Annotated in this window: 24 protein-coding genes; 8 read left to right on the top strand and 16 right to left on the bottom strand. The window is 39.0% G+C overall.

Features of this window, described 5'->3' with window-relative positions:
• Positions 1 to 250 precede the first annotated feature (250 nt).
• From AC27E9_RS17500 to pyrE, 3 genes are all read left to right on the top strand, one after another.
• Positions 251 to 748, top strand: a complete 498-nt coding sequence (locus AC27E9_RS17500; RefSeq protein WP_487132411.1) for a DUF2726 domain-containing protein — start codon at positions 251 to 253, stop codon at positions 746 to 748.
• A 147-nt stretch (positions 749 to 895) separates the two neighbouring features.
• On the top strand, positions 896 to 1609 hold the full coding sequence (gene rph / locus AC27E9_RS17495) for a ribonuclease PH (protein WP_487082441.1): 714 nt from the start codon (positions 896 to 898) through the stop codon (positions 1607 to 1609).
• Positions 1610 to 1629: 20 nt separating this feature from the next.
• Positions 1630 to 2271, top strand: coding sequence for an orotate phosphoribosyltransferase (gene pyrE / locus AC27E9_RS17490; protein ID WP_487132410.1), 642 nt, complete (start codon positions 1630 to 1632; stop codon positions 2269 to 2271).
• Positions 2272 to 2340: 69 nt separating this feature from the next.
• On the opposite strand, the gene AC27E9_RS17485 is transcribed toward pyrE, so the two are convergent.
• The 3 genes from AC27E9_RS17485 to bioH all read right to left on the bottom strand — a co-directional run bounded on the left by AC27E9_RS17485 (position 2341) and on the right by bioH (position 4521).
• Positions 2341 to 3333 carry a putative metalloprotease CJM1_0395 family protein gene (locus tag AC27E9_RS17485; protein WP_487132408.1) on the bottom strand — a complete coding sequence of 331 codons (993 nt, stop codon included), beginning with the start codon at positions 3331 to 3333 and terminating at the stop codon, positions 2341 to 2343.
• Between the two features lie 6 nt (positions 3334 to 3339).
• Positions 3340 to 3630, bottom strand: a complete 291-nt coding sequence (locus AC27E9_RS17480; RefSeq protein ID WP_487132406.1) for a hypothetical protein — start codon at positions 3628 to 3630, stop codon at positions 3340 to 3342.
• A gap of 99 nt (positions 3631 to 3729) precedes the next feature.
• Complete coding sequence (gene bioH / locus AC27E9_RS17475; RefSeq protein ID WP_487132404.1) at positions 3730 to 4521, bottom strand: pimeloyl-ACP methyl ester esterase BioH; 792 nt, start codon at positions 4519 to 4521, stop codon at positions 3730 to 3732.
• Positions 4522 to 4575: 54 nt separating this feature from the next.
• Here bioH and AC27E9_RS17470 point away from each other — a divergent pair, with 54 nt between their 5' ends.
• Positions 4576 to 5343: a ComF family protein gene (locus AC27E9_RS17470; RefSeq protein WP_487132402.1), complete on the top strand. Its 768-nt coding sequence runs from the start codon at positions 4576 to 4578 to the stop codon at positions 5341 to 5343.
• Positions 5344 to 5358: 15 nt separating this feature from the next.
• On the opposite strand, the gene AC27E9_RS17465 is transcribed toward AC27E9_RS17470, so the two are convergent.
• Positions 5359 to 7923: a M14 family zinc carboxypeptidase gene (locus tag AC27E9_RS17465; RefSeq protein ID WP_487132400.1), complete on the bottom strand. Its 2565-nt coding sequence runs from the start codon at positions 7921 to 7923 to the stop codon at positions 5359 to 5361.
• Between the two features lie 245 nt (positions 7924 to 8168).
• Between AC27E9_RS17465 and nfuA the strand changes: the two genes are divergently transcribed.
• Positions 8169 to 8747 (top strand): Fe-S biogenesis protein NfuA, encoded by a 579-nt coding sequence (gene nfuA / locus AC27E9_RS17460; RefSeq protein ID WP_487132530.1) that lies wholly within the window; start codon positions 8169 to 8171, stop codon positions 8745 to 8747.
• A 27-nt stretch (positions 8748 to 8774) separates the two neighbouring features.
• Positions 8775 to 9011, top strand: a complete 237-nt coding sequence (locus AC27E9_RS17455) for a hypothetical protein (RefSeq protein ID WP_487132398.1) — start codon at positions 8775 to 8777, stop codon at positions 9009 to 9011.
• Here the strand turns inward: AC27E9_RS17455 and AC27E9_RS17450 are convergent.
• On the bottom strand, positions 9008 to 10339 hold the full coding sequence (locus AC27E9_RS17450; RefSeq protein ID WP_487132396.1) for an MATE family efflux transporter: 1332 nt from the start codon (positions 10337 to 10339) through the stop codon (positions 9008 to 9010). The genes AC27E9_RS17455 and AC27E9_RS17450 overlap by 4 nt on opposite strands.
• Before the next feature lie 101 nt (positions 10340 to 10440).
• Here AC27E9_RS17450 and AC27E9_RS17445 point away from each other — a divergent pair, with 101 nt between their 5' ends.
• Complete coding sequence (locus tag AC27E9_RS17445) at positions 10441 to 11490, top strand: polysaccharide deacetylase family protein (protein WP_487132394.1); 1050 nt, start codon at positions 10441 to 10443, stop codon at positions 11488 to 11490.
• A 12-nt stretch (positions 11491 to 11502) separates the two neighbouring features.
• Here AC27E9_RS17445 and AC27E9_RS17440 read toward each other — a convergent pair whose 3' ends face one another.
• The 5 genes from AC27E9_RS17440 to AC27E9_RS17420 all read right to left on the bottom strand — a co-directional run bounded on the left by AC27E9_RS17440 (position 11503) and on the right by AC27E9_RS17420 (position 15469).
• The gene (locus tag AC27E9_RS17440) at positions 11503 to 12156 is read right to left on the bottom strand and encodes an SCO family protein (RefSeq protein ID WP_487132392.1); all 654 of its coding nucleotides are present in this window, start codon (positions 12154 to 12156) and stop codon (positions 11503 to 11505) included.
• The gene (gene cyoE / locus AC27E9_RS17435; protein WP_487132390.1) at positions 12156 to 13073 is read right to left on the bottom strand and encodes a heme o synthase; all 918 of its coding nucleotides are present in this window, start codon (positions 13071 to 13073) and stop codon (positions 12156 to 12158) included. Before cyoE ends, AC27E9_RS17440 begins: the two co-directional genes overlap by 1 nt.
• A 9-nt stretch (positions 13074 to 13082) precedes the next feature.
• Positions 13083 to 14066, bottom strand: a complete 984-nt coding sequence (locus AC27E9_RS17430; protein WP_487132528.1) for a COX15/CtaA family protein — start codon at positions 14064 to 14066, stop codon at positions 13083 to 13085.
• A 24-nt stretch (positions 14067 to 14090) separates the two neighbouring features.
• Positions 14091 to 14651, bottom strand: a complete 561-nt coding sequence (locus AC27E9_RS17425) for a hypothetical protein (RefSeq protein WP_487132389.1) — start codon at positions 14649 to 14651, stop codon at positions 14091 to 14093.
• Between the two features lie 68 nt (positions 14652 to 14719).
• Positions 14720 to 15469: an SURF1 family protein gene (locus AC27E9_RS17420; protein ID WP_487132387.1), complete on the bottom strand. Its 750-nt coding sequence runs from the start codon at positions 15467 to 15469 to the stop codon at positions 14720 to 14722.
• A 51-nt stretch (positions 15470 to 15520) separates the two neighbouring features.
• Between AC27E9_RS17420 and AC27E9_RS17415 the strand changes: the two genes are divergently transcribed.
• Positions 15521 to 15730 carry a DUF2909 domain-containing protein gene (locus AC27E9_RS17415; RefSeq protein WP_487132385.1) on the top strand — a complete coding sequence of 70 codons (210 nt, stop codon included), beginning with the start codon at positions 15521 to 15523 and terminating at the stop codon, positions 15728 to 15730.
• Positions 15731 to 15806: 76 nt separating this feature from the next.
• On the opposite strand, the gene AC27E9_RS17410 is transcribed toward AC27E9_RS17415, so the two are convergent.
• The 6 genes from AC27E9_RS17410 to AC27E9_RS17385 form a co-directional block, all read right to left on the bottom strand.
• Positions 15807 to 16691: a cytochrome c oxidase subunit 3 gene (locus AC27E9_RS17410; protein WP_487132383.1), complete on the bottom strand. Its 885-nt coding sequence runs from the start codon at positions 16689 to 16691 to the stop codon at positions 15807 to 15809.
• Positions 16692 to 16721: 30 nt separating this feature from the next.
• Entirely contained in the window at positions 16722 to 17282 is a 561-nt protein-coding gene (locus AC27E9_RS17405; RefSeq protein WP_487132526.1) for a cytochrome c oxidase assembly protein, read from the bottom strand.
• Between the two features lie 35 nt (positions 17283 to 17317).
• Positions 17318 to 18922 carry a cytochrome c oxidase subunit I gene (gene ctaD, locus AC27E9_RS17400; protein ID WP_487132382.1) on the bottom strand — a complete coding sequence of 535 codons (1605 nt, stop codon included), beginning with the start codon at positions 18920 to 18922 and terminating at the stop codon, positions 17318 to 17320.
• A gap of 12 nt (positions 18923 to 18934) precedes the next feature.
• Positions 18935 to 20485 carry a cytochrome c oxidase subunit II gene (gene coxB / locus AC27E9_RS17395; protein WP_487132380.1) on the bottom strand — a complete coding sequence of 517 codons (1551 nt, stop codon included), beginning with the start codon at positions 20483 to 20485 and terminating at the stop codon, positions 18935 to 18937.
• Positions 20486 to 21027: 542 nt separating this feature from the next.
• The gene (gene lexA / locus AC27E9_RS17390; protein WP_487132378.1) at positions 21028 to 21642 is read right to left on the bottom strand and encodes a transcriptional repressor LexA; all 615 of its coding nucleotides are present in this window, start codon (positions 21640 to 21642) and stop codon (positions 21028 to 21030) included.
• A gap of 111 nt (positions 21643 to 21753) precedes the next feature.
• A complete protein-coding gene (locus tag AC27E9_RS17385; protein WP_487132376.1) occupies positions 21754 to 23595 on the bottom strand; it encodes an Ig-like domain-containing protein in 1842 nt (613 codons plus the stop codon).
• Between the last annotated feature and the right edge of the window lie 282 nt (positions 23596 to 23877).

The following is a 23877-nucleotide window of genomic DNA, read 5'->3' as shown; positions in this document are numbered from 1 at the left end:
ACATTACACGCCATTGAATGAGCCTATTCATGCTGTTAGCCTATTTCATTAAAAAATAGTTTTTGTGTTTAAAGGGTAAGTAACGTTTTGTTTTCATAACAACTGACTTGCAACTTTAATCAGTAATAAATGTGTACATCAAATTTTTTGGTTTGATAGCTACATTCAAACGTAACAGCTCTGCTGCGCTGGTACGACAAAAACTAATATCAAAACCAACTAAAGAATTGGTAAATATTGAAGGTGATTTATGCTTTATATTATAGTGTTTCTCGTTGTATTCGTTATTTTCGCTGTGTTGCTAAAGGGTACTGGTATCAAAGAAGCGCCTATTTCTTATGCGTTAAAAGGGCCATTATTTACTCCAACTGAAAGAACATTTCTGGCGGCACTTAACCAAGCATGTGGTGTTAATGCTATTGTTTTTGGCAAGGTGAGAATTGCTGATGTTATCAAACCACAAGCCGGGCTGAATCAAAACCAGTGGCAAGCAGCTTTTAATCAAATATCTTCAAAGCATTTTGACTATATTCTCTGTGATCCCATCAACCTTTCTGTACTAGCTGTGATTGAGCTCGACAATAGCCGCCATACACAGCCTAAGAATGTCGAAAGAGATGACTTTATCAATGACCTTTGTGCTTCATCATCGTTAAAATTACATCGTTTTACGGTTGAATATACCTATAACGTAGAAGAAATGCGCAAAACATTTTTTCCTGAATTAGACAATGCTAATGCTGCGTAAGCTAGCTATTTTCATCTAAATCAGCTTTCTTCGTCGCACAAAGATATTATTTTCTTAATAATTCAAATTACTTGTAATGTCATTATGTCAAATTGGTAGCCGAACGATTATAATGCGCAGCAATTATACTACGATAGGAAATTCCACATGCGTCCAAGCGGCAGAACTTTAGGGCAAATTCGTCCTGTAACCATTACTCGTCAATTTACAGCTCATGCAGAAGGCTCAGTACTTATTGAGTTTGGTGACACCAAAGTTATCTGTACTGCTACCGTTGAAGAAGGTGTGCCACGTTTCCTTAAAGGCCAAGGTAAAGGTTGGATTACTGCTGAATATGGCATGTTACCTCGCTCTACACACACCCGTATGCGTCGTGAAGCTGCAAATGGTAAGCAAAGTGGTCGTACGTTAGAAATTTCTCGTTTAATTGCTCGTTCATTACGCGCGGCGGTTGATTTAGTGGCACTTGGCGAAAATACTATTACTGTTGATTGTGATGTAATTCAAGCTGACGGCGGCACTCGTACAGCATCTATTACTGGTGCTTGTGTGGCATTAGTTGACGCATTAAACCATATGCGCGCTAAAGGCATTATCAACAACAACCCACTTAAGCACATGATTGCTGCAGTTTCTGTAGGTATTTACAAAGGTGAAGCGATTGCTGATTTAGAATATGTTGAAGATTCAGCTGCTGATACTGATATGAACGTAGTGATGACCGAAACGGGTAAGTTAATTGAAGTGCAAGGTACAGCAGAAGAAGAACCATTTAGCTTCGACGAAATGCAGCAAATGCTTAAACTTGCTAATGATGGTATTAACGAGTTATTTGATATCCAAAAAACGGCTTTAAACTAAGCTAGAGATAGGAGCTAATAATGAAAGATTATCAACGCGAATTTATTGAATTTGCTTTATCTAAACAAGTATTACGTTTTGGTGAATTCACATTAAAGTCTGGTCGCACTAGCCCGTATTTTTTCAATGCTGGTTTATTTAACACTGGTGGCGATTTAGCCCGTTTAGGTCGCTTTTATGCTGCGGCTTTGCAGGATTCAAAAATCGACTATAACTTGTTGTTTGGCCCTGCTTACAAAGGTATTCCAATTGCGACAACAACAGCCGTAGCATTGGCTGATGGTTACGATATTGATATGCCATATTGTTTTAACCGCAAAGAAGCAAAAACTCACGGTGAAGGTGGCAGCTTAGTTGGCTCAGCACTGGAAGGCAAAGTGATGTTGGTTGACGATGTGATCACTGCAGGCACAGCTATTCGTGAATCAATGCAAATTATTCAAGCCCATGGCGCAGAGCTTTCAGGCGTGCTTATTGCCTTAGATCGTCAAGAGAAAGGCAAAGCTGAACTTTCTGCTATTCAAGAAGTAGAGCGTGACTTTAACACTAAGGTTATTTCTATTGTGACCTTGGCTGACTTAATTAGTTACTTAGAAGAAAAGCCAGATATGGTAGACAGCTTAGCTAGTATTAAAAAATATCGTGAAGATTACGGTATTTAAGTTATAGCTAAATACGAAACTAAAAAAGCCTGCAATTGCAGGCTTTTTTAGTACTATGAATATAAGTTTCTAGGCCGTCAGTTCAAATTGATGGCTTGCTTGTTTGTCGTATGCTTGATTAATATTTGAGTAAAACTGCTCAATGCGCCCTGCTCTTTCATCTACTTCAAGTGAACGACTTGGAGCAATTGCCTCTTGCGATGACAATGTATCTTGAATGTGGCGATCAAAATCGGCGCTACTTTCATTGCTGCCAAGATTATCATCATCTTGAAATATTGCTTTATCTCGATATAAGTTTCCAGGCTCAGACTTGGTTTCAGCATCTTCAGCACTTGCCGCTAGCAGCTCAGCTTGTGCTTCAAGAATAATGTTTGAAGCAGACGCAGCAACTCGCACATCTTGTGCTGAAGGTTGTGCCGGAGCAAGTGCAGCAGCTTGCACTTTTTTCATTTTAGCAATAGTTTCTTTCGGGTCACCTGGCACAGGCGTTAAATCAACAGAAACTTCACCTTCTACTGCATATTTTTTACCATCGGGGCCAATTTGAAAAGAATATGATGGAGAGCCAGTAAATGCACCACCAACTGCAGCATGTGCCATTTCATGCGTGCGAACTTCTTTGTCGCGATTTTCTAATTCTCGAATAACTTGTTTTTCAGCAAACACTTCAGCATCTGACTTACCGTCATTTTCTACTGATTCAGCATTCTCTTGCGAATTATTAGCTGTGTTATCTTCATTGTTATTTTCAGCCGAGTTATCTGAGGCGTTTTGCTGAGAACCTTCATTACCGTTTGCGTCACGAGAATCACCATTTATAGAAGCACTAGCTTGTTCTGCTTGCTTACGTAGACTAGTGAAGTCGACTTGTTCATTGTTTTGAGCGGGCGTTCGACCTCGCTCTTTATCTGACGCTACGCCCTTTTCAGCCGCAGATTGACTAAGCGCTTCTGGCTTAGTAATTATTTCTCGTTGTTGATTATCACGGCGCAAGCTATCCGTTTGCAGGTTAACTGCAGTTTGAATGGTTAAATTAAAGCCTTGCGGAGTGATATTCATCAGAGACTAAACACGTACGTCGATTAGCGTGCCTAAGTTTTCATCAGCAGACTGAATAACTTCAGCAGAAGCCTGTGCTTGCACTTCTGCTACACGTAAATTAACAATAGATTCTGTTAATCCGTTTGGTTCATTTGTTACAGATGACGGAGAGGAAGTATTACTTGCGACCGGCTCTGCGCTAGCCTCAGCGTCTGCAGCAGTGCTTCGTGCAATATCGCTCGCTGCTCTACTTGCTTCTTCGGTTGCCGTTTGAAAGCCTTGTACGCCAGCATTAAAAGCTGATTGTATTTCCATAACCTTCTCCCAAATATATTTACTAAATACGATTCAAAGTGCAAATATATTAGCTAAAATCATTTGCCTAATTATTAACCAAAACCGGTAAAAAGTAAACTAATGGCCATTGGGAATATACTCTATCAGCCAATTTTTAAGCTCGGATATAAATTCAGCTTGATGAGAAATAAACGGTGCATGTGATGCTTGTTCAAAAATATAGCTCTGACTATTTGGCGCTATACCATCAATGACGGGAATAACCTGCTTTGGTACTAAGCCATCAAGTTTGCCGTAAAGCCTTAAAAAGGGTTGAGTAATGTTACTAATATCTTCAGAAACATCTGATGTTTCTAAAAGTTTGAGCGAGTCATCTAATACCTGCTGACTTGGTAATTCATATTGCATTACCAAATCACGAATTTTCTTAATATCTTGACGAATATGCGGGCTGCCCATCGCCTGAATTTTTAAAAAATTATTAATAGTTTTTGTGGTGTCTTTTGCCAGTTGCTGATGAAACATTGCCAAGACATTTTCTTTAATGCCTGGCCAGTTCTCGCGCTCTACAAACTGTGGGGAACTCGCCACTGTAACTAGGCCAAGTACTTGCTCCTTGTAGCTCGTGGCAATTTGACTAGCAACTAAACCACCCAATGACCAACCAATGTAAACAGCTGGTTTGCCAATTGCTTGCTGTATAGCAGTGGCAATTTCAATTAACGAGTATTCTGCAAGGCAATGTGAGCTATTAGTTGCAAAGCCGGGCAAATCTACGGTAATCACTTCAAAGTTAGCTTTTAGTTGTTCAATACACGGTTGCCAAACGGCGGAATTTAATCCCCAACCATGAATAAGTACTAACGGAAGACCTTGCCCTTGGCTCGCAATTTTCAAACTTTCTGCCATGCTTACTACGCTCTATATAAAGTGAACGCATAGTTTAACGAATGGGTGCTAAAAATGGAATTTGGCAATTACATCAATGGTGATAGTTTTTTAAAAATAAGACAAAAATTAATTTTAGTAATTCACAGGTTTAAACTATTAATAAGTTGTTGCACTTTGTGTGGTAATGCTTGCCAGCAGCATCAATTACTTTGTCAGTTTTGCCAAGACGACTTACCTTATTTCAAACGAGATTTAGTCGGATTCGACTTATTACTATGGCCGGCAATTAATCAAGTATTACCTAAAGCGCAGTTTGATCACTTACTTTGCTTAGGCCCATATCAATGGCCTTTTGCTCTTTGGATAAACCAATTGAAATATCAAGGCCAAACTGAGCTAAGTGGCTTATTAGCCTATTTATTGAGCCAGCATTGGAACAACTACCTTACCGAGCAGAAGCAAAGACCGGCTTCCGAGAATATCTTAGTAGTCAGCGTGCCTTTACATATAAAAAAATGGCAAAGCCGCGGATTTAATCAGGCACATTTAATTGCTAAGCACTTTGCCAATCAGTTTAACTATTCTTATCAGCCAGAATTGCTAATACGAGATAAAGCCACACACAGCCAAGTTGGACAATCGGGAGTACAGCGCAGGAAAAACTTAGCTCAGGCCTTTATTATCAACCCTAGAAATAAAGAGATACATGCCGACCATGTTGTACTTATTGATGATGTGGTTACAACCGGCACAACTGCAAATGAAATTTGCAAATTGCTCAAAAAAAGAGGAGCGCAAAAAATTACCCTCCTCAGTATTTGTTTAGCCCTGCCTAGTTAAGCTACATCTTATTAGCTAATCAGCAGGATTAGCACTAAATGTTTTGGCAAAAAATAAGCTATTGGCAATAATTTTCATGCTACCTAAAAAATAGCCTCTAAATGCAAAGTCATCAGTACTGGCAATAACCTTGCCTCTGCCAACATTATGCGCAACCAGTGTTGGATTATTTGCTAAGAGGTTAACTAAGTTTTGATCAGTATAGCCACTTAATAACGGTGTATTACTGTATTTAGCTACACTAACGAACGGGGCCGAAGTTTGCTCCATGATAACCGTACTGTTACGAAATACCGGTAATACGCTTGCTTGATATCCATAAGCCAAAGGATGACTGGTATCTAATTGCGCTTGAAAAATAGCGCCAGCAATGCGTTTTCGGCCAGCCAAAGCCTCTTTATCACCGTAAGTTAGGTTTTCAGTATCAAATAGTTGGTTCAAATGATCTTTGCTGACAAAGTCCATTTTTAACAGTTCTTTTTCTGCTAACCAGCGAGCAGCACGTTTCTGGCCAAACACAACACCACCTGATGCCAGCCAAGACTTCAACTTATTCAACGCCACACCGTTTAGCTTGTTGTACTTACCATCAACCATAATAATATGACTATAATTAGCCAAGTTGATAGTTGCTAAACGTTGCATTTCAACCACAGTAACTGGAATTTCTAGTAAGTTGTCAATGTAATACAACATTTCACCAGCTTCGTACTGAGATGTACCTTTACCACCAATCATTAACACTTTTGGCGTAGAAATTGGGCGAAATGAACTACTCCCAATATCAATACCTTTTGACGTTAGTCCTGTTGTTAATGCCAACAGTGCAATATTGTTTTTAGAAGCAAGGTTTGCAACTAAATCACGCCAATTATTCTCAGTTTGATTACTTGCAGGGATGATGATGGTGCCTTTTTCAAACGCTTTTGTTGCACCATTTACTGTTGCAGAAAAGGTTTTCGTTGCTACCTTAGTATTGATACCTGCTTCTGAAAGTTTATAAAGTAATTTTGGTGCTAAAAAGTCATGCCATTCGAAAGCATATGCATAAGCTGAAGCATCACTTTTCTCAGCTGCAATAGCTTCAGGCTGCCAAGATGAATCTGCAATTTTCAGACCCCAAGTGCTGTTTACTTTCGCAAACTGAATATTCATTGCTAACGGTAAAGTCCAGCCAGAAACATCGTAGAAAGTATTGTCTTGGAAGTTTTTCTGTTGGTTAAACAACGCTTTAATAACACGGTATTGTGCTTGCGCCAATGGGATATAATAGCTGCGTTTGGCGAGATAATTCTTGTCTTGAATCTTAATGTCTTGTGTTATCGGGTATACTTGAATTTGATGTTGACTAAGCTTAGTTAAAAAAGCATTCAGTCGATAATTGTCTTTATCTTCTGTAAAGATATAACCATTAAAATTTTCATCACTTGCTTGCTGTTTGGCAAGTTCATAAAACTTCTCTCGGTAAGCTTTAAATTTTTCTTGGTTTTTCCAAGCACCTTCAATGGTCGATAGCGAAGTTAACACATGATTTTGCACGCCATATTCAAAGGTTAATAAGCCATTTACTGTATCTTGCTGGAAGCCACGGCTACTCGCTTGTTCAAACAAAACACCAATACCACCATTAATATCCGGGTAAGTAGAACCTTTTCCGTAATAAAAATCATCAAAGCTTTCTTCGCTGTAATATAAGCGATCTTTAGTATCAAGTGCCTTAGCATGATAGGTTGCTAATAATTGCGTTAGTGCGGTATTTTTTGCTGGTGTTAACGGATGAGTGCGAGTTGGAATACCTGGTTGGAAAAAATAACTGCCATTAGCGCCCATTTCATGAAAGTCGCCTAACACATTCGGCTGATATTGATGAAAATATGGAATACGATTTTGACTTTCTTTTTGAGACAACAATAACCAATCACGATTTAAGTCAAAACCGAAGTGGTTAGTACGACCGGTACGCCAGCTTTGATGATGCTCAATATGGTTTGGATCAGGGTTTTCGGTGATGCCGCGATGCGTAGTAACCCAATTTACAAACCTATCCATACCATCCGGGTTAAGGCTAGGCTCAATCACAACAATAGTATCGTTAAGCATATCTTCAACGGCTTTGTTTTGAGATGCCGCTAAATGATAAGCAACTACCATAGCCGCATTAGTACCACTAATTTCATCGCCGTGAACACTATAACCCAGCCAAACTACAAGTGGGTCATTAGCTGAAGCTGTTATATCGTTTCTCCGTGCAAGTATTTGCTCAATATTTGCCAAGTTTTCTGGGCTAGAAATAGTCAGTAGAACTTGCGAGCGAAACTGAGTTGTTTTGCCCATTTCTTCTATCATCACTCGCGGCGATGTTGCCGCTACTTGGGTCAGGTAGTGCAAAACTTGATCGTGACGAGGGTGACGTTCACCCATACCAAAGCCTAACGACGATTCTGGCGTTGGTATTTGTGCATTGTAATCACCATCATTAGGTAAGTAGGTACTTACATCTGCACTATATACTTTAAAATTAGCTAATGCAGCTATGGTAAGCAGCATTAACAACAAAGAACGACACGACAATAACAACATAAAAAGTTTCCTTATTCTATTGCCCGATAAAATAGCAAAATAATGCTCTGTGAACCAGTTATCTTCTAAAATCAGCAATTAACAGCGATAACCAAGGCAACTTATTAACCTTATTGATATCGATATATAAATTATGCCAACAAGTACTAGCGCCAACAGTCAGAGCAGAGTAAAATGGTCATACTTGAGTAAAATAGTCGGGTATTGATGTATTCAATCCCAGTAGTGAAGAGTAAAAAAGTATGATGATTAACATTTCAGAAACTGCACAAGAGCATTTTGTAAAACTACTTTCTCAGCAAGCTGAAGGGACTAGTATCCGTGTATTTGTTGTAAACCCTGGAACAGCTAGCGCTGAGTGTGGTGTATCATATTGCCCAGCAGACGCAGTAGAAGCAGACGATATCGAATTAAAATACGAGCATTTCTCAGCATATATTGATGCCGATAGTAAGTCATTTTTGGAAGAAGCAGAAATTGACTTCACCACGGATCAAATGGGTTCTCAATTAACTTTAAAAGCACCTAATGCCAAATTACGCAAAGTAGGTGATGACGCGCCATTATTCGACCGTGTTGACTACTTTTTAAAAGCTGAAGTAAACCCACAGCTTGCTGGTCATGGCGGTGAATGTACATTGATGGAAATTACTGAAGATGGCTATGCTGTGCTGCAATTCGGCGGTGGCTGTAACGGGTGTGCACAAATCGATGTCACGGTTAAAGATGGTATTGAAAAGCAATTACTTGAAATAATGGCTGGTGAAATCAAAGGTGTTAAAGATATGACTGAGCACCAACGTGGTGAGCATTCGTATTACTAATTGTTATAGCAACAGTTAGCTATAACAATGTCATTATTAGAAAAATTAGGCCAAGATCCACAGCGCAGCATGCAGCGTTTTTTAAGTGGGCTTGGTCTTTTTGCTTTAGGCGCCGGCTTAATATTCATAGGTATGTACCATAGCCATATCTGGCAGATTGTTGGCATTGCTGTATTAGCGCTAGGTTGCTTATTTGCTATTTACGGCTATATCGGAATGTTTGCCAATCGTTTGTATCATAGCTTCAATAGAAAGAAGCCTTAAAAACGATGTCTATTGGTTTGATAATGCCAAGCTAAAGTAACTCCCCGAGCCAGCATAAATACCGAAAATGCTGCCCACAAGCCATGATTACCATAATCGTTTAATAACCACCAAACCGGAAAGAAGCAAGCAAACGTAGCAATAAGCATACTGTTTCTCATTATATTGGCTTGCATTAGACCAACATAAATACCGTCGTAAAGGTAACACCAGCAAGCAAGTATTGGCAGTGCAATAATCCAACCAATATGCTGCTGTGCATAATCGACAACGGCAGGAATACTTGAAATTGTGGCGATAAAGTAATCGCCGAAAAAGTAAAAAACTAAGCTATAAGCAACGGCAAAAAGTGCAGTCCAAAAAAGTGCGACATTAACATTCACGAACATACTTTGTTGGTTCTTTTCTCCTTTTGCTTTGCCCACCATAACTTCCGCTGCATTGGCTATACCATCTAAACCAAAAGATATTAGCAACAGAAAATTCATTAAAATAGCGTTGGCTGCAACAACATCATCACCAAGCCTGGCACCTTGAAAAGTCATAAAAACAAAACATATTTCTAGGCACAAGGTTCTTATCAATATATCGCGATTGAGTTTAAAGTAGCTTAGTAATGCAACACGCTCAATTACGGCATTAACCACCTGTCGTAAACTAGAAAATGCGGCTAAAAACCTGTCCTTAAAGTTTACATAAACCAGTGAAAGGCCAATGATTAAGCCACTGTATTCTGCAAGTAAAGTTGCCCATGCAACGCCTTTTACCTGCCATGAAAAGCCAAGCACAAATATTAAATCAAGCAGCAAGTTAATTAGATTAGTGGCAATCACCAACCACATAACAATTTTTGCCTTATGATTTCCCAGTAGCCAGCCCAAAATAACTAAATTGGCTAATGCTGCCGGTAATCCCCACACTCTAATAGTGCTGTATTCTCGAGCATAAAATTGAACTTGCTCTGAGCCACCAGCCAATGACAATGCTAAGTCTAAATAGAAGCTCTGAAATAAAATAACGAATATGCCGATACTAAATGCCACGATAATACCGCGCAGTAAAATCAAACAGTTTAACTGGCTATTATTTTGTCCGTAAGCCTGTGCAGATAAGCCTGTGGTCGACATCCGTAAAAACCCACATAACCAAGTGACGAAAGTTATGATCATTGCACCGACAGTACTGCCACCTAAATAGTAGGCATAATCTAAGTGGCCAATAACGGCGGTATCGACCAAACCAAGCAATGGCGCAGTAATATTTGACAAAATCATCGGCAAAGCAAGAATAAATAACTGCTTATGACGTTCTATATCATGGAATTTCAAAAAAAGCCGACCTTTGTTGGCAAATGGGCTATATAAATAGTAGAAAAAACGCTATTTTAGGCAAGAGCTTGAAGCCCTCTTAATATCTTAGGAAGATTACCATGAAATACCGTTTGTTGGCAGCACTATGCTATTGTCTTCACATGAGCAGTTTTGCCACTGTCATATTACAATATCATCATGTCAGCGAGACAACCCCAGCGAGTACCAGTATTTCCCCGGATCAATTCTCATTACACATGCAATACCTTAAAGATAACAACTTTAGAGTCATTCCATTATCCACATTAATACAGTCAATTAAGCAGCAACAAGCATTGCCAGATAAATCGGTAGTGATCACCTTTGATGATGCCTATTTGGATATTCTTACCAATGGTAAACCAATACTTGATAAGTATGACTTTCCTTTTACTATTTTTGTAAATCCCAGTATTGTTGAAAGTAAATCAACACATTATTTATCTTGGCAGCAGCTAAAAGCCATGGCAGACGACGGGGTCATTATTGCCAACCATGGTATGAAGCATGATTCATTAGCCAGAGTTCCCGAAGGAATATCAGAGCAGCAATGGTTAGCAGAAAATACCAAATCGCTATTAGCCGCTGAACAATTAATTAAAGAGAAAACCGGGCAAAGTTGGCACTACTTTGCTTATCCATATGGTGAATACACACCAAACATTCAACAATGGGTAAAAGAAAATAACTTTGTTGCTTTTAGCCAGCAATCAGGAGCGGTTGGACTGGATACAGACACAACAACTATCCCACGTTTTCCTGCATCGCAGCCGTATGATCAAATATCGAGCCTGCGCGATAAGTTAAATTCATTGCCTTTTAGCATTACTCTAGCTGATGAAAGCCAACAAACACTGTTTCAAAAAGGCCAATCAACTTCTGTAACTTTTAATGTTGAAGTTGATGACTTTAACCCGGCACAGTTAAATTGTTATATCTCAGGTTTAGGTCGCCAGAAAATAGAATGGCAAGGCGATGAAATGTTTACGATTAATTATAGCGCACCGTTACCTATAGGTCGTGTACGCTGTAATTGTACGGCGCCAAGTATTAGTGAGCCAGGGCGCTATTATTGGTTTTCAAAACCATGGTTCATTCTTAAAGAAAACAACCAATGGTATCCGCTTTAAACTTTAAGTTACTCAATATAACGCGACAATTTTTGCAAAATCACTAATGAGTTTATCACCTTCAATTACAGGCACTTGCCCAAGTGCCTGCTCAGGTTTAAAAATAGCTTCTACATGTCCTGCTGGATTAATCAACACCATTGAAGCACTGTGGTCAACCAAGTAACTTTGACCACTTTGACCATGATTTTCTTTTTCCTGATCATCCGGTTCAGTGATCGCGTACATTAACCCCAGATTACGAGCAAACGGGAACAACGCCCCATGATCGCCAAATAAGGCTTTAAACTCCGGGTTAAAATATCCAATATAACTGGCAAGCCTTTCTTGTGTATCACGCTGAGGATCAACAGAAACCAATAAAACTTGAGTATCAACAGTAACTTTTTTCAGGTCATCATAGATAAAGTTCATTTCTTGTAGCGTGGTTGGGCAAACATCAGGGCATGAGGTATAGCCGAAAAAAATCCAACTCCATTGCCCTTTCAGTGATTGATTATCAAACGTTGCACCACTGTGATCGGTTAATTGAAATGGTTTGATAACTCTTGGCTGCTGATAGTGCAATGCAAATTCTGCAGGTGCTTTTTGATTCAGTTGACCAAAAAGCACTACTCCCGCAACAAGTGCACCCAAAGCAACAATAATGGTAATAAATTTGTTCATTAGCCAGCAACCGGTAGTAAATAATGATCCAGCAATAAAATAATGAAAAGTGCCATTAAGTGCACTATAGAAAACTTAAAAGTATCCATGGCGGTGCTCTCATCAGCATTAAATTTCAACTTCCAAGCATAGGCAAAAAATACTAGGTTAAGCACAACTGCGCCAATTAAATATAACCAATTGCTCATGCCTACTAAGTAAGGCAATAGGCCTACAACAAACAATAATACGGTATAAAGTAAAATTTGTGTTTTAGTAAAGTTGACACCATGCGTGACTGGTAACATTGGAATATTTACCTTAGCGTAATCATCTTTACGATGGATAGCCAAAGCCCAAAAATGTGGTGGCGTCCAAGTAAAAATGAGTAGCACAAGTAACAGAGCATTCGGATGTATTTCATTAGTCATTGCTGTCCATCCCAGTAGCGGAGGAATCGCCCCTGCTAAGCCGCCAATTGTTATATTTTGTGGCGTTGCACGTTTTAGATACATGGTATAAATAAAGCTATAACCAACTAAACCTGAAAATGTTAACCATGCTGTTAAAGGGTTAACAAAACTATAGAGCACTGCAAACCCCGTCACAGCTAATGTCATCGCAAACACTGAAGCATTGCGTGCTGAAAGTCGTCCATTTGGTAACGGGCGATTATGCGTTCGTCCCATTTCACTATCAATGCGTTCATCAACAATATGATTAATTGCCGCCGCCGCTGATGACAAAAAGCCTATACCTATCATTGAAGGGACTAACACTTGCCACGGAATGACACCAGGAACAGACAAACACATACCAACCAGTGCCGTTAATACTAACAATGCAACAACACGTGGTTTGGTAATTTCGTAATAATCGCGCCAAATTGGCGTACTAGGTGCGCTATGACTAGCTTCTAAAGTATTACTTTGACTCATATTTTGCCCCTAAATTTTACGTTTTAAACTATATGTCATAGTGATTAATGACATCATTAACATTGCAGCCACTACATTGTGACTAACAGCAACACTTAGTGGTAATGAGAACCAAACGTTACTAATCCCTAACCCCACTTGCACACTTAAAATAAAACCTAAACTCATTGCTGCATTTCTGAAAAATGGCGACTGTGCTTTACGGTAAATACTTATAGCCAGCCATAATAAATAAACAGCTGTCACTATGGCTCCTATACGATGCATAACATGAATAGTAACTCTTGATGCATGATCTAAATGACCAAATTCATAGCTTTCTTTTTCTGGCGGTATTAGATCAAATGATTCTTCAAAGGTTAATTGTTCAGTCCAACCCGCTTGGCAAATAGGTAACTCTGTACAAGTTAACGCGGCATAATTCGATGACGTCCAACCACCTAAGCCAATTTGCCCAGCAAGAATAAATATGCCAATAAAACCGAATTTTGCATATTTTTTTAATGCAAAATCTCCACCTGGAACACGATAATCGCTTAGCCGTAAATACAACAAAAATAACAAGCAAAGAGTAGTGAAACCACCTAACAGGTGGCCCATAACCACCACAGGCATTAGCTTCATGGTAACTGTCCACATGCCAAGTGCTGCTTGAAAAATAACAACGAACAAAATCAATAAGGGCAAGCCAACAGGGCCTCCTTGAGATCGTCGCTTAAGTGACATCAAAGCAATAGCTAAAATTAACAACCCTAGCGAGCCAGCGAAATAGCGATGGATCATTTCATTCCATGCTTTTTCTGGCTCTACAGGTCGTTCTGGGAAAGCTTGTTCAGCAGCAACTATTTGCTCTGTGGTCTCTGGCACGTCAATTAAACCATAGCAGCCCGGCCAATCAGGGCAACCAAGGCCGGCATGAGTTAATCTAGTATAAGCCCCTAAACTTACCACTAAAATGGCGAGTAAAATGCTGACAAAAACAAGTTTTCTAATATCGGAAAAACTTTGTGTTCTCATTTAGCCAATCCTCGAATACTTAAGTAGCTTCTTAAAATCCGCTAAAATAGCTTTACCGAATTTTGGCAACTGCTCAGCACTTTCAGGTGGTAAATGGCTAAGAATAACATTGCCTAACGGGTCAACTATCAGTACTTGTGATTGTGTAATAGCGTTTTTAGTTAATGTTGGCATAGACTGAATATACCACTTTTTAATTTGAATTTTATCTGACTGGGCGGGCGTTAAGTCTTGTTGCGTTAGTGCTACCGGTTTTACCCGTGGCATTTCTTTACCTAAGGCGATATAAGTATTATTAACACTGACTAAGGTTTTTTCACATTGCTGATTGCAGTTTTCAGGTAGGATATAAAGCAATAGCCATTGATGGTCGAAATCTTCAACATTGAGTCCAAGCTTTTCTAAGGTAAGTTCATTTTCAATTAATTGACCTTTATTAGTAACACCATAATTAAACCACTCTTGGTTCAACGCCAATTTTGCTAATACGACGGGGATAATAAATACAGCAAGCAGAATTAACATACTGCGGCGCGATTTTTTTAACTCTGAAGAACTCATACAACTCAGCCTTTATATTCTTATTATTTGGTTTCGGTATTTTTCTTATTTTCTCGTTAAACTAAATTTTAATTTTTCTCTCGTTCTTTATTTGCCATTTTTATCGCAGCCCAAATCATTAAACTTAACCACGCAATCGCCAAGCTAAACCATTGAAAGGCATATGCTCGATGTTTTTCTGGTGGCATTACAATCGGCTGCCAGTTCTTTTTATAACCAATACTCTCTTTTTTATCTAAGTAGACAACAAAGGGCAATAGTTTCTTACCAATTAATTGTGAAAATTTATTTAATTCGATCTGTTGTACACGTAATGGCCATGTTGCACCCGCCAAGTTTTGGTCCTGTAATTGAATGCCTACTTCAACTTCTCTTACGTGCCCTGATAATAAATGTTGGCCTTTTATAGCTTCCAATTCTGGCAATACGTTGCGATCAATTGAACCCGGAACCCAACCTAAATTAATCATGATTGTTTCAGTTTGGCTTTCAAAAAGTTGATAAACTCGATAACCCAAGCGCCCTTTATCTGGTTGATTATCCAGCAGGAAAATTTTTTCATCAATAAATTTACCGGTTATTTTAATTGGCAAATCATTAATACCGTCTTTTAGATCGTTCAAAGCAAGTACTTGCTGCAATGACAATGCTTGCGTTTGACTTAATTCACTGATGCGTTGTTGACGCTGCTCTTTCTCATGTGCCCGAGCGTTTTGCCAAAATCCAAGCTTGATTAATAACGAAAATACCAGCATGGTAAATATAACAACCGGCCAATTAACGTACTTTAAATTGTGCTGAAGTGATTCGAAATTCATAGACTACCGCATGTTCACTAACTAAAAACAGACTATAAAAGAGAGAATGCTGTGTTAATTAAAATTATTATTGTCGGCTTATTAGCCTTTATGACTTACAACCTATTTAAAGCATTGTTTATTATGAATAAGAACGACCCTAACAAGCCACCTATGTCTAAGTTTATTGGTCGACGCGTGATTACATCTGTTGTTATTGTATTACTATTATTATTAGGAATTGTCACTGGTGTCATTACACCTAATCCGCGCCCTTTTTAGACTAAACAGGTACGTATTAAAAAATACGTACCTGAAAACTATTACTGACGTTATTTAGTCGTAATGACCTAAACCACTAAATAATATATACAAAAACAAATAGAAATACCCAAACCACATCAACAAAATGCCAATACCAGCTAGCCGCTTGAAATGCGAAATGATTTTTCGGCGTAAAATGACCTTTCAATACTCTGATAAACATCACCAACAGCATGATAGTACCTAAAGTAACATGCATACCATGAAAGCCTGTTAGCATATAAAAGGTGTTACCGTAGATTCCACTGTCTAAATACAGCTTCATTTCATCTGCGTATCCGTGAGCATACTCCAAACCTTGGCAATAAAGGAAAACCATCCCTAGCAATACGGTTGTACCTAACCAAAACTTCAATAACCCACGCTTTTCTTGCTCTAAAGCAACGTGAGCAAAATGAGCTGTAACTGAAGAAGTCAGCAGAAGAATGGTATTAATCAACGGTAAACCATACCAACCCATAGCAGTGGTTTCTGTGCCATCAGGCGTTTTAATTAATGGCCACGTTGCAGTAAATTCAGGCCATAAAATAGCGGCTGTTGCTGCGTTATTGCCAGCGCCGTCAAGCCATGGCACCGAAAACGTTCGAGCATAAAGTAAGGCGCCAAAAAAAGCGGCAAAAAACATTACTTCTGAAAAGATAAACCAACTCATACCTTGACGGAAAGAATTGTCCATTTGGTGGCTGTATTTACCCGACATCGATTCGGTAATAACGTTGTTAAACCAGCCAAACATCATGTAAATAACCATGGCGATACCAGCTATTAATACCCAGCCACCGCCGACGCTTTCAGGATTATTTAAATTTGCGACATAGCTACCAGCTCCTACCGCAATCAGAAATAACGCAACCGCACCAACTATTGGCCACTTACTCTGCGCTGGTACGTAATAACTTTCGTATTCTTTTGTTGTCATTGTTGTTCCCCTCATTTAAGTGCATTGCACTTAAGAATCAACTGCGCTTGTAATATCGTACAAGGTATAAGATAACGTTATGGTAGAAACATCTTCAGGTAAATCTGAGTCAACATAAAATTGCAAGCCCATCTCTACATCTTCACTTGCTTTTAATGGCTGATTATTAAAACAAAAACACTCTATTTTTTGAAAATAAACAGCGGCTCTACCTGGTGATACTGAAGGTACAGCTTGACCAACAATATCACTTACCGATTCATTCTTAGCGTAAAACTTCACGACCTTTCGTTCACCTGGATGTACCTTCACTTTGTTAATCATTGGTTCAAACTTCCAAGGAATCCCCTTGGCCGTTCGAGTCAAAAATTGCACGGTAACGGTACGTTCAGTATCAATACTGGTAGCACTGTAACTAGCTGCCACATTTGAAGTTTTTCCATTTAACCCTGTGATATCACAAAACACGTCATATAACGGCACCATCGCAAAACCAAAGCCAAACATACCAAACACAATTAGCATCAGCTTTTTAACTGTTTTTTGCACCGATGCATCTTTAGCATTTGACTGCTCTTGATCAGGCTGCATTTTTTGCGATCCGCCGTTAGTCATATTCAATCCAATTAATCAATTTTCGGTGGTTTTTCAAAAGTGTGATACGGCGCAGGGCTTGGCACTGTCCACTCTAGTCCTTCTGCACCATCCCAAGGTTTCGCCGAGGCTTTTTCACCACCTTTAATACACTTGATAACTAAAACCAAGAAAATTAATTGCGACAGTCCAAAGGCAAATCCGCCAATACTGACCCATTTATTAAAATCAGCAAATTGCAAAGCGTAATCAGGAATACGGCGAGGCATACCTGCCAATCCTAAAAAGTGCATTGGGAAGAACAATAAGTTGACCGAAACCAATGAACACCAAAAGTGCCATTTACTTAAGCTATCGTTATACATATGCCCAGTCCATTTCGGTAGCCAGTAATATGCACCAGCAAAAATAGAAAATAAGGCACCTGTTACGAGTACATAGTGGAAATGAGCAACAACAAAATAAGTGTCATGGTATTGGAAATCAACTGGTGTCATAGCTAGCATCAAGCCAGAGAAACCACCAATGGTAAATAGAATAACAAAGGCAATTGAAAACAACATTGGGGTTTCAAAGCTAATTGCTCCACGCCACATAGTTGCTGCCCAGTTGAATACTTTCACTCCCGTAGGTACCGCAATTAGCATAGTACAGTACATAAAGAACAATTCACCAAACAAAGGCATACCTGTGGTAAACATATGATGTGCCCAAACGATGAAAGACAAGAAAGCAATCGACGCTGTTGCGTATACCATAGAGCTATAACCAAATAGCTTCTTACGAGAGAAAGCAGGAATGGTTGTAGAAACAATACCAAATGCTGGCAAAATCATGATATAGACTTCAGGGTGCCCGAAGAACCAGAAAATATGCTGGAACATTACCGGATCACCACCACCAGCAGCATCAAAGAAACTTGTGCCGAAATAGGTATCTGTTAAAACCATAGTAACAGTTCCGGCGAGTACCGGCATAACCGCTATTAATAAATAGGCCGTAATGAAGAATGTCCAAACAAACAATGGCATTTTCATATATGTCATGCCTGGAGCACGCATATTCATGATAGTTACCACAATATTAATTGCACCCATAATTGAGGATATCCCCATGATATGAACAGCAAAAACAAAGAAAGCTGTGCTACCGTTACTATAGGTTGTCGATAACGGTGCGTAGAATGTCCAACCAAAGTTTGGTGCACCACTTTCCATAAAGAAAGACGCTAATAAAATACTAAAAGCGAATGGTAGAATCCAAAAACTCCAGTTGTTTAATCGCGGTAGAGCCATATCTGGAGCACCTACCATCATAGGTAACATCCAGTTAGCTAAGCCTGTAAAGGCTGGCATAATGGCACCAAAAACCATAATCAGACCATGTACAGTAGTCATTTGGTTAAAGAAGTCAGGCTCAACTATCTGTAATCCTGGTTGAAAAAGCTCGGCACGTATAACAAGTGCCATTGCCCCACCAGTTAAAAACATGATAAATGAGAACCATAAATATAGTGAACCAATATCTTTATGGTTTGTGGTATATAACCAGCGCTTAAGGCCAGTCATTTTATGATCGTGATGATCATCGCCATGTGAATCATGCTCTGATTGATCATTAATTGCATCTGTAGTCATTATAACGCCTCCCTACTTCGCACTAGCAGCAACATCTGCTGGCTGGACTAAATCACCGGTATTATTTCCCCAAGCATTACGCTCATAGGTAACTACCGCGGCAATTTGCGTTTTCGTTAATTGGCCGCCAAAAGCTGCCATCGATGGATTTTTCTTGCTACCGTTTACGACCATATCAATATGTGTAGCAACATCACCTTTGACAATCGCACTATCTTTTAGTCCTGGGAATACTGGAGCCATACCTTCACCATTCGCTTGGTGACAAGCAACGCAGGCACTCATATAAACTTTTTCGCCCATGCTCATCAATTCATCTTGAGTGTAAACTTTAGACAAATCTTCTTCAGGAATAACTTTCGCAACTTCTTCTTTTATTTCTGCTACTGCGTCTTTTACCGTATCAGTTGCACTTTCAATAGCACCACCAACAGCGGCTTTAACATCAGAGGCTTGAACGGCGTCACCGGTATTATTACCCCAAGCATTACGCTCATAAGTTACAACAGCAGCAATCTCTTTTAAGCTTAATTGCTTGCCATAACCTTGCATACCTGTGCCAGCTATACCATTGTAAACAATGTTAATATGCTCATTTGCAGGTCCTGTTGTTGCAATCGCACTACCTTTAAGTGCTGGAAATGCTGGTGGTAAACCTTGACCACTGACTTGGTGACATGCTGCACAATATGCGGTGTATGTTGTTTCACCAAGCTGCATTAATTCATCCATAGAAACAGATGCATTTAACGATGCCGCTTCTGCAGCTGCTGCATTAGCTTTCAATTGTTTCTGCTCATCAACCCAAAGCGCATAATCAGCTTCCGATTTAACTTCCACTACAATTGGCATAAAGCCGTGGTCTTTACCACAAAGTTCAGCACATTGGCCACGATAAGTGCCGGGGTTCTCAACTTTAGTCCATGCTTCGTTAATAAAGCCCGGGTTTGCATCTTGTTTAACAGCAAATGCAGGTACCCACCAAGCATGAATAACATCATCTGAAGTTATAACAAAGCGTACTTTTTTATTGGTTGGGATAACTAAAGGTCGGTCAACTTCAAGTAAGTAATTTTCACCTTTTTCAGCAGAGCTGCCGTCAAGGTTTTCGTATTGCTCTCTAGGAGTAGAAAGTACTGAATAAAACTCAATATCTTGATCAAAATATTTATAATGCCACTTCCATTGCGAACCGGTAATTTGCACGGTTAAATCGGCATCATCATTATTCTCCATTTCGATAAGCGTATATGTCGCAGGTACTGCCATGGCGATAAGAATAACGACAGGAATCGCCGTCCATAGAATTTCAATTTTTGTGCTTTCATGGAAGGTTGCTGGTTTAACGCCCTTTGATTTACGGTGAAACACCATAGACCAAAACATGGCTCCAAATACCACAACACCAATAGCCGTACAGATGTAGAGCACCAACATATGTAAATCATATACGTCTCTACTAACGTCCGTAACACCTTTGGTCAAGTTCAGCGGCATATCTGCCCAAACTGAACTAGACAACAAGCCCCCTAGCAACAGCAAACCTAGGTTACGTCTTTTCACTCGACATCTCCTTCACCCTTTAAGGCAAAAACAGCAGCTAATCTTTAATTTACCTTGATAAACCAGTGATTTTGCTCATACATTTATTATTATTTAAGTGGTGCAATTTTGAACAATCGTCAAATGCGCCCTATTGTTATATTTGTACGTTTTCTAGACTAGAATTACTTAAAACTTGATCTGGGTCAATTTAAAATTTCAACGAAGGAAAAAATAAAAGCTAATAAATACAATAGTGTAAAAACACTAAACATGGCTTAAAGCTTATTTTTAAAGGGGTGTAGTGAATGTTCGTTTTTTGTTCATTATGTGATCATGATGCAGAAAATTTAACAAAATCACAACTCAAAAACAGTACAAAAAATAATCTATTATACGCGTTGAGTAACATGAATGATAATTATTCTTAAAAAACAAAGCTTAGAGAAGAGAAATAAACTTAACGAAAGGAAAGTGCAGGTTTCAAATAACAAAAGCCTTTAAAACCTGCACAATAACTAATCAATTTTTAATTTCATTTATTCGATTTAAAGTAAATAGATTTACATCCAATCAGCTGAACGAATAACGCCAACTGCAATACCTTCAACATTAAAATGCTGTGAAGTTAGGTCAACTTCTATTGGTGAGAAATCTTCGTTTTCGGCATGCAAATAAACAACATTTCCTTCACGTTTAAAACGTTTAACTGTTACGTCTTCTTCAACGCGAGCAACGATAACTTGACCATTTTTTACATCAGTTGTTTGATGCACCGCGAGTAAATCACCATCCAAAATACCAATATCTTTCATACTTTCGCCATTTACACGTAGTAAGTAATCGGCGGCTGGATGAAATAAACTGCCGTCGATTTTATAATGCTCTTCGACGTGCTCCTGAGCTAATATTGGCTCACCTGCAGCAACTCGACCAATCAATGGCAAGCCATCTTCTTCAGCAAATTCTTCCGCTAAACGAATGCCACGGGAGGTACCTGGCAACATTTCGATATAACCCTTCTTAGCAAGAGCTTTTAAGTGTTCTTCTGCCGCATTAGCCGATTTAAAACCAAAAAAATCTGCGATTTCCGCTCGTGTAGGTGGCATGCCGGTATCAGAAATTTTTTCTCGGATCAGATCAAATATCTGTTGTTGTCTGGGTGTTAAAGGGCGCATATTTTTTCCTTAAGCAACTATTAGGCAGCCTGTGTTTTTAAACAGTATCACTGTCATTGTATACAGGCTGTAAATAAACGCAAGTTATGATTTACCTTAGCGTAGTTGCCTTTAATCAACTTTCATTTTCACTTTTATAAAAAATGGTAGTTGGTAATCCCCGTAGTTAACGTTCAAGAACAAGTAATCAGTATGTTCAAAGTCAAAGATAAAATTATCAACTTGTAGTCTCAGTTGGATACCATCATCAGTTCGTATAACCTCAGCTACATCGAAAGTATTGCTGGTGTTAGTGGTATCAAGAGACATTGCATCTACCAGACCATGACGATCAGAGAAGATTAAGTTTACCTGGGTCTCAATTCCTTCACGCACAACAATCTCTGTTGAGGTATCTAAAGATAAAGATGTTCTGGCAATAGCTTCTGAAAGTATTGTTACATTGGCTGTTTTAAGCACTTCAGAATTATCGACTAATTTAGCACGGTAAATAATGCTCAAAGTTTGCTGGCCACTAACTCCTGGAGCGATAACTTCAAAGTGTTGCTTTGAATCACTAACTTTAGCGCCTTGAACACCTGAGGTATCCCAAGACCACTCTTTAATCTGCTCATAATCTTCTGTTATCACATTAAAAGTAATGGCTTGTCCTTTCACAGCGACAAGACGAGAAATGGTATAATTCATTTCACTCAATGTTATATCATTTTTAATTGTTAATTCAGTGCTGACAGTTTTACTTAGCTGCCCCATAGTGACCGTTAGTGAAAGTTGCCCACTCACATCAGTATCAACTCTAGGAGCGGAGACACTTAATATTTCATTTTTTGGTGTAAGTAATTCTAACTCTTGGTCAGACGTCCATTGCCACTGATATGAATCGATACTATGTGAACTTTCAATCGTAGGAGTAATCGATGTAGTGCTATCTTCGGTTATTTCAATGTTACTCGGTAGCGACACTTCTAAACTTTGCGAACTTTCAGCTGAAACATATACCTGGCTATTACTGGTAAATTGAATATCATTCTCTGTAATAGCGATAACACTAATTGGAAACTTTGTTAACTCAGTAACGATTGGCGCGGTAAAAGTAGCGGTCATAGTTGTGATATTATTGGTTGTTATAATTTCGGTAATAGCATCTGAAACCATTAGGGATGTTAAATCCCATGCGATAGAGTCTAGCGTGACATTACTCGTTAAACGTGCATTAAGCACAGTAGTATCGCCCGACAAGGTGTCAAATTGCTCTAACAGCTCAATATATACAGTTGGTTCCTCGTTATCATCGGCAGGTGTTATTGTAAGCTCCAGCGTTTTTTCACTACGATGATTAGCACTATCTGTTGCCGATAAACTTAACAACACAACTCTAGTACTAGCAACATCAGGTACAGTAACGGTTGGAGATAAAACATTTTTATCCGAAAATGCTATTTCATCATCATCAGCACTCCACTCAATAACCACGTTATCTCCTTGTGGATCTTGAACATTAGCAATTATAACAATGCTCTCACCACCTCTTGCTTGTTGTGAAGATGCCATAGAAATCACTGGTGCTTGGCTAGCTTGCGCCCCCGCTTGTAATGTCACAGTGATTGTTTGTTGACTTGTATTACCTTGGCTGTCTTTTGCGACAACGGATATAACAATAACTTGTTCTACACTAGAGGTAGGAAAAGAAACATCTACTGATGAGCCTTCTTTAGTTGAAAAGCTCACATTTTCATTGTCACTTTGCCAGCTTATCTCTATTGCATCACCATCTGGGTCAGAAACATTCACCTCCAAAGTCACGGTTTCGCCACTCGAAACAATTTGCGATGTATTTGCTACGATCACCGGAGCTCGGTTTACTTCAACGGGAGCACTTTTTTCACTAGAACCGCTACATGCTGCTAAGCATAAAGTCAGTAAAAGGCAGATAAATAAAAGGTAATTAGACATATCAATCCTTGATAATTTGTTTGATTAAAATTCATACACAATCATAAAGTCAGTTTTAAAAAAATAAAGCAAAAAATTGCTAATTAAACATACAGTTACAATTGATAAAAAACTTGACCAAATATCTAGAGGTGGACCAGAAATGAATAGTATTTCATGGCGGCTTTGTAGGTCTATTTACGAGCTTACAAAACCGATAACTATTCAATATAGTATAGAAAACTCGATAGATGTTTTATTCTACAAACAGCAAAAAGCCCGTCACTTTCGTAACGGGCTTCT

Source organism: Colwellia meonggei (genome assembly GCF_057537295.1).
Note: the sequence above shows the minus strand (reverse complement) of the source record. Positions and strands in the feature narration are given on the sequence as shown.

What these genes read in the sequence shown, in the direction of transcription:
- AC27E9_RS17500 (WP_487132411.1), top strand. Translation starts at nt 251, where the DNA reads ATGCTTTATATTATAGTGTTTCTCGTTGTATTCGTTATTTTCGCTGTG.
- AC27E9_RS17445 (WP_487132394.1), top strand. Translation starts at nt 10,441, where the DNA reads ATGAAATACCGTTTGTTGGCAGCACTATGCTATTGTCTTCACATGAGC.
- AC27E9_RS17465 (WP_487132400.1), bottom strand. Translation starts at nt 7,923, where the DNA reads ATGTTGTTATTGTCGTGTCGTTCTTTGTTGTTAATGCTGCTTACCATA.
- nfuA (WP_487132530.1), top strand. Translation starts at nt 8,169, where the DNA reads ATGATTAACATTTCAGAAACTGCACAAGAGCATTTTGTAAAACTACTT.
- AC27E9_RS17405 (WP_487132526.1), bottom strand. Translation starts at nt 17,282, where the DNA reads ATGCAGCCTGATCAAGAGCAGTCAAATGCTAAAGATGCATCGGTGCAA.
- bioH (WP_487132404.1), bottom strand. Translation starts at nt 4,521, where the DNA reads ATGGCAGAAAGTTTGAAAATTGCGAGCCAAGGGCAAGGTCTTCCGTTA.
- AC27E9_RS17440 (WP_487132392.1), bottom strand. Translation starts at nt 12,156, where the DNA reads ATGAACAAATTTATTACCATTATTGTTGCTTTGGGTGCACTTGTTGCG.
- AC27E9_RS17470 (WP_487132402.1), top strand. Translation starts at nt 4,576, where the DNA reads ATGGAATTTGGCAATTACATCAATGGTGATAGTTTTTTAAAAATAAGA.
- AC27E9_RS17480 (WP_487132406.1), bottom strand. Translation starts at nt 3,630, where the DNA reads ATGGAAATACAATCAGCTTTTAATGCTGGCGTACAAGGCTTTCAAACG.
- AC27E9_RS17420 (WP_487132387.1), bottom strand. Translation starts at nt 15,469, where the DNA reads ATGAATTTCGAATCACTTCAGCACAATTTAAAGTACGTTAATTGGCCG.
- AC27E9_RS17485 (WP_487132408.1), bottom strand. Translation starts at nt 3,333, where the DNA reads ATGAATATCACTCCGCAAGGCTTTAATTTAACCATTCAAACTGCAGTT.
- lexA (WP_487132378.1), bottom strand. Translation starts at nt 21,642, where the DNA reads ATGCGCCCTTTAACACCCAGACAACAACAGATATTTGATCTGATCCGA.
- AC27E9_RS17455 (WP_487132398.1), top strand. Translation starts at nt 8,775, where the DNA reads ATGTCATTATTAGAAAAATTAGGCCAAGATCCACAGCGCAGCATGCAG.
- ctaD (WP_487132382.1), bottom strand. Translation starts at nt 18,922, where the DNA reads ATGACTACAGATGCAATTAATGATCAATCAGAGCATGATTCACATGGC.
- AC27E9_RS17410 (WP_487132383.1), bottom strand. Translation starts at nt 16,691, where the DNA reads ATGACAACAAAAGAATACGAAAGTTATTACGTACCAGCGCAGAGTAAG.
- rph (WP_487082441.1), top strand. Translation starts at nt 896, where the DNA reads ATGCGTCCAAGCGGCAGAACTTTAGGGCAAATTCGTCCTGTAACCATT.
- cyoE (WP_487132390.1), bottom strand. Translation starts at nt 13,073, where the DNA reads ATGAGTCAAAGTAATACTTTAGAAGCTAGTCATAGCGCACCTAGTACG.
- pyrE (WP_487132410.1), top strand. Translation starts at nt 1,630, where the DNA reads ATGAAAGATTATCAACGCGAATTTATTGAATTTGCTTTATCTAAACAA.
- AC27E9_RS17385 (WP_487132376.1), bottom strand. Translation starts at nt 23,595, where the DNA reads ATGTCTAATTACCTTTTATTTATCTGCCTTTTACTGACTTTATGCTTA.
- AC27E9_RS17425 (WP_487132389.1), bottom strand. Translation starts at nt 14,651, where the DNA reads ATGAGTTCTTCAGAGTTAAAAAAATCGCGCCGCAGTATGTTAATTCTG.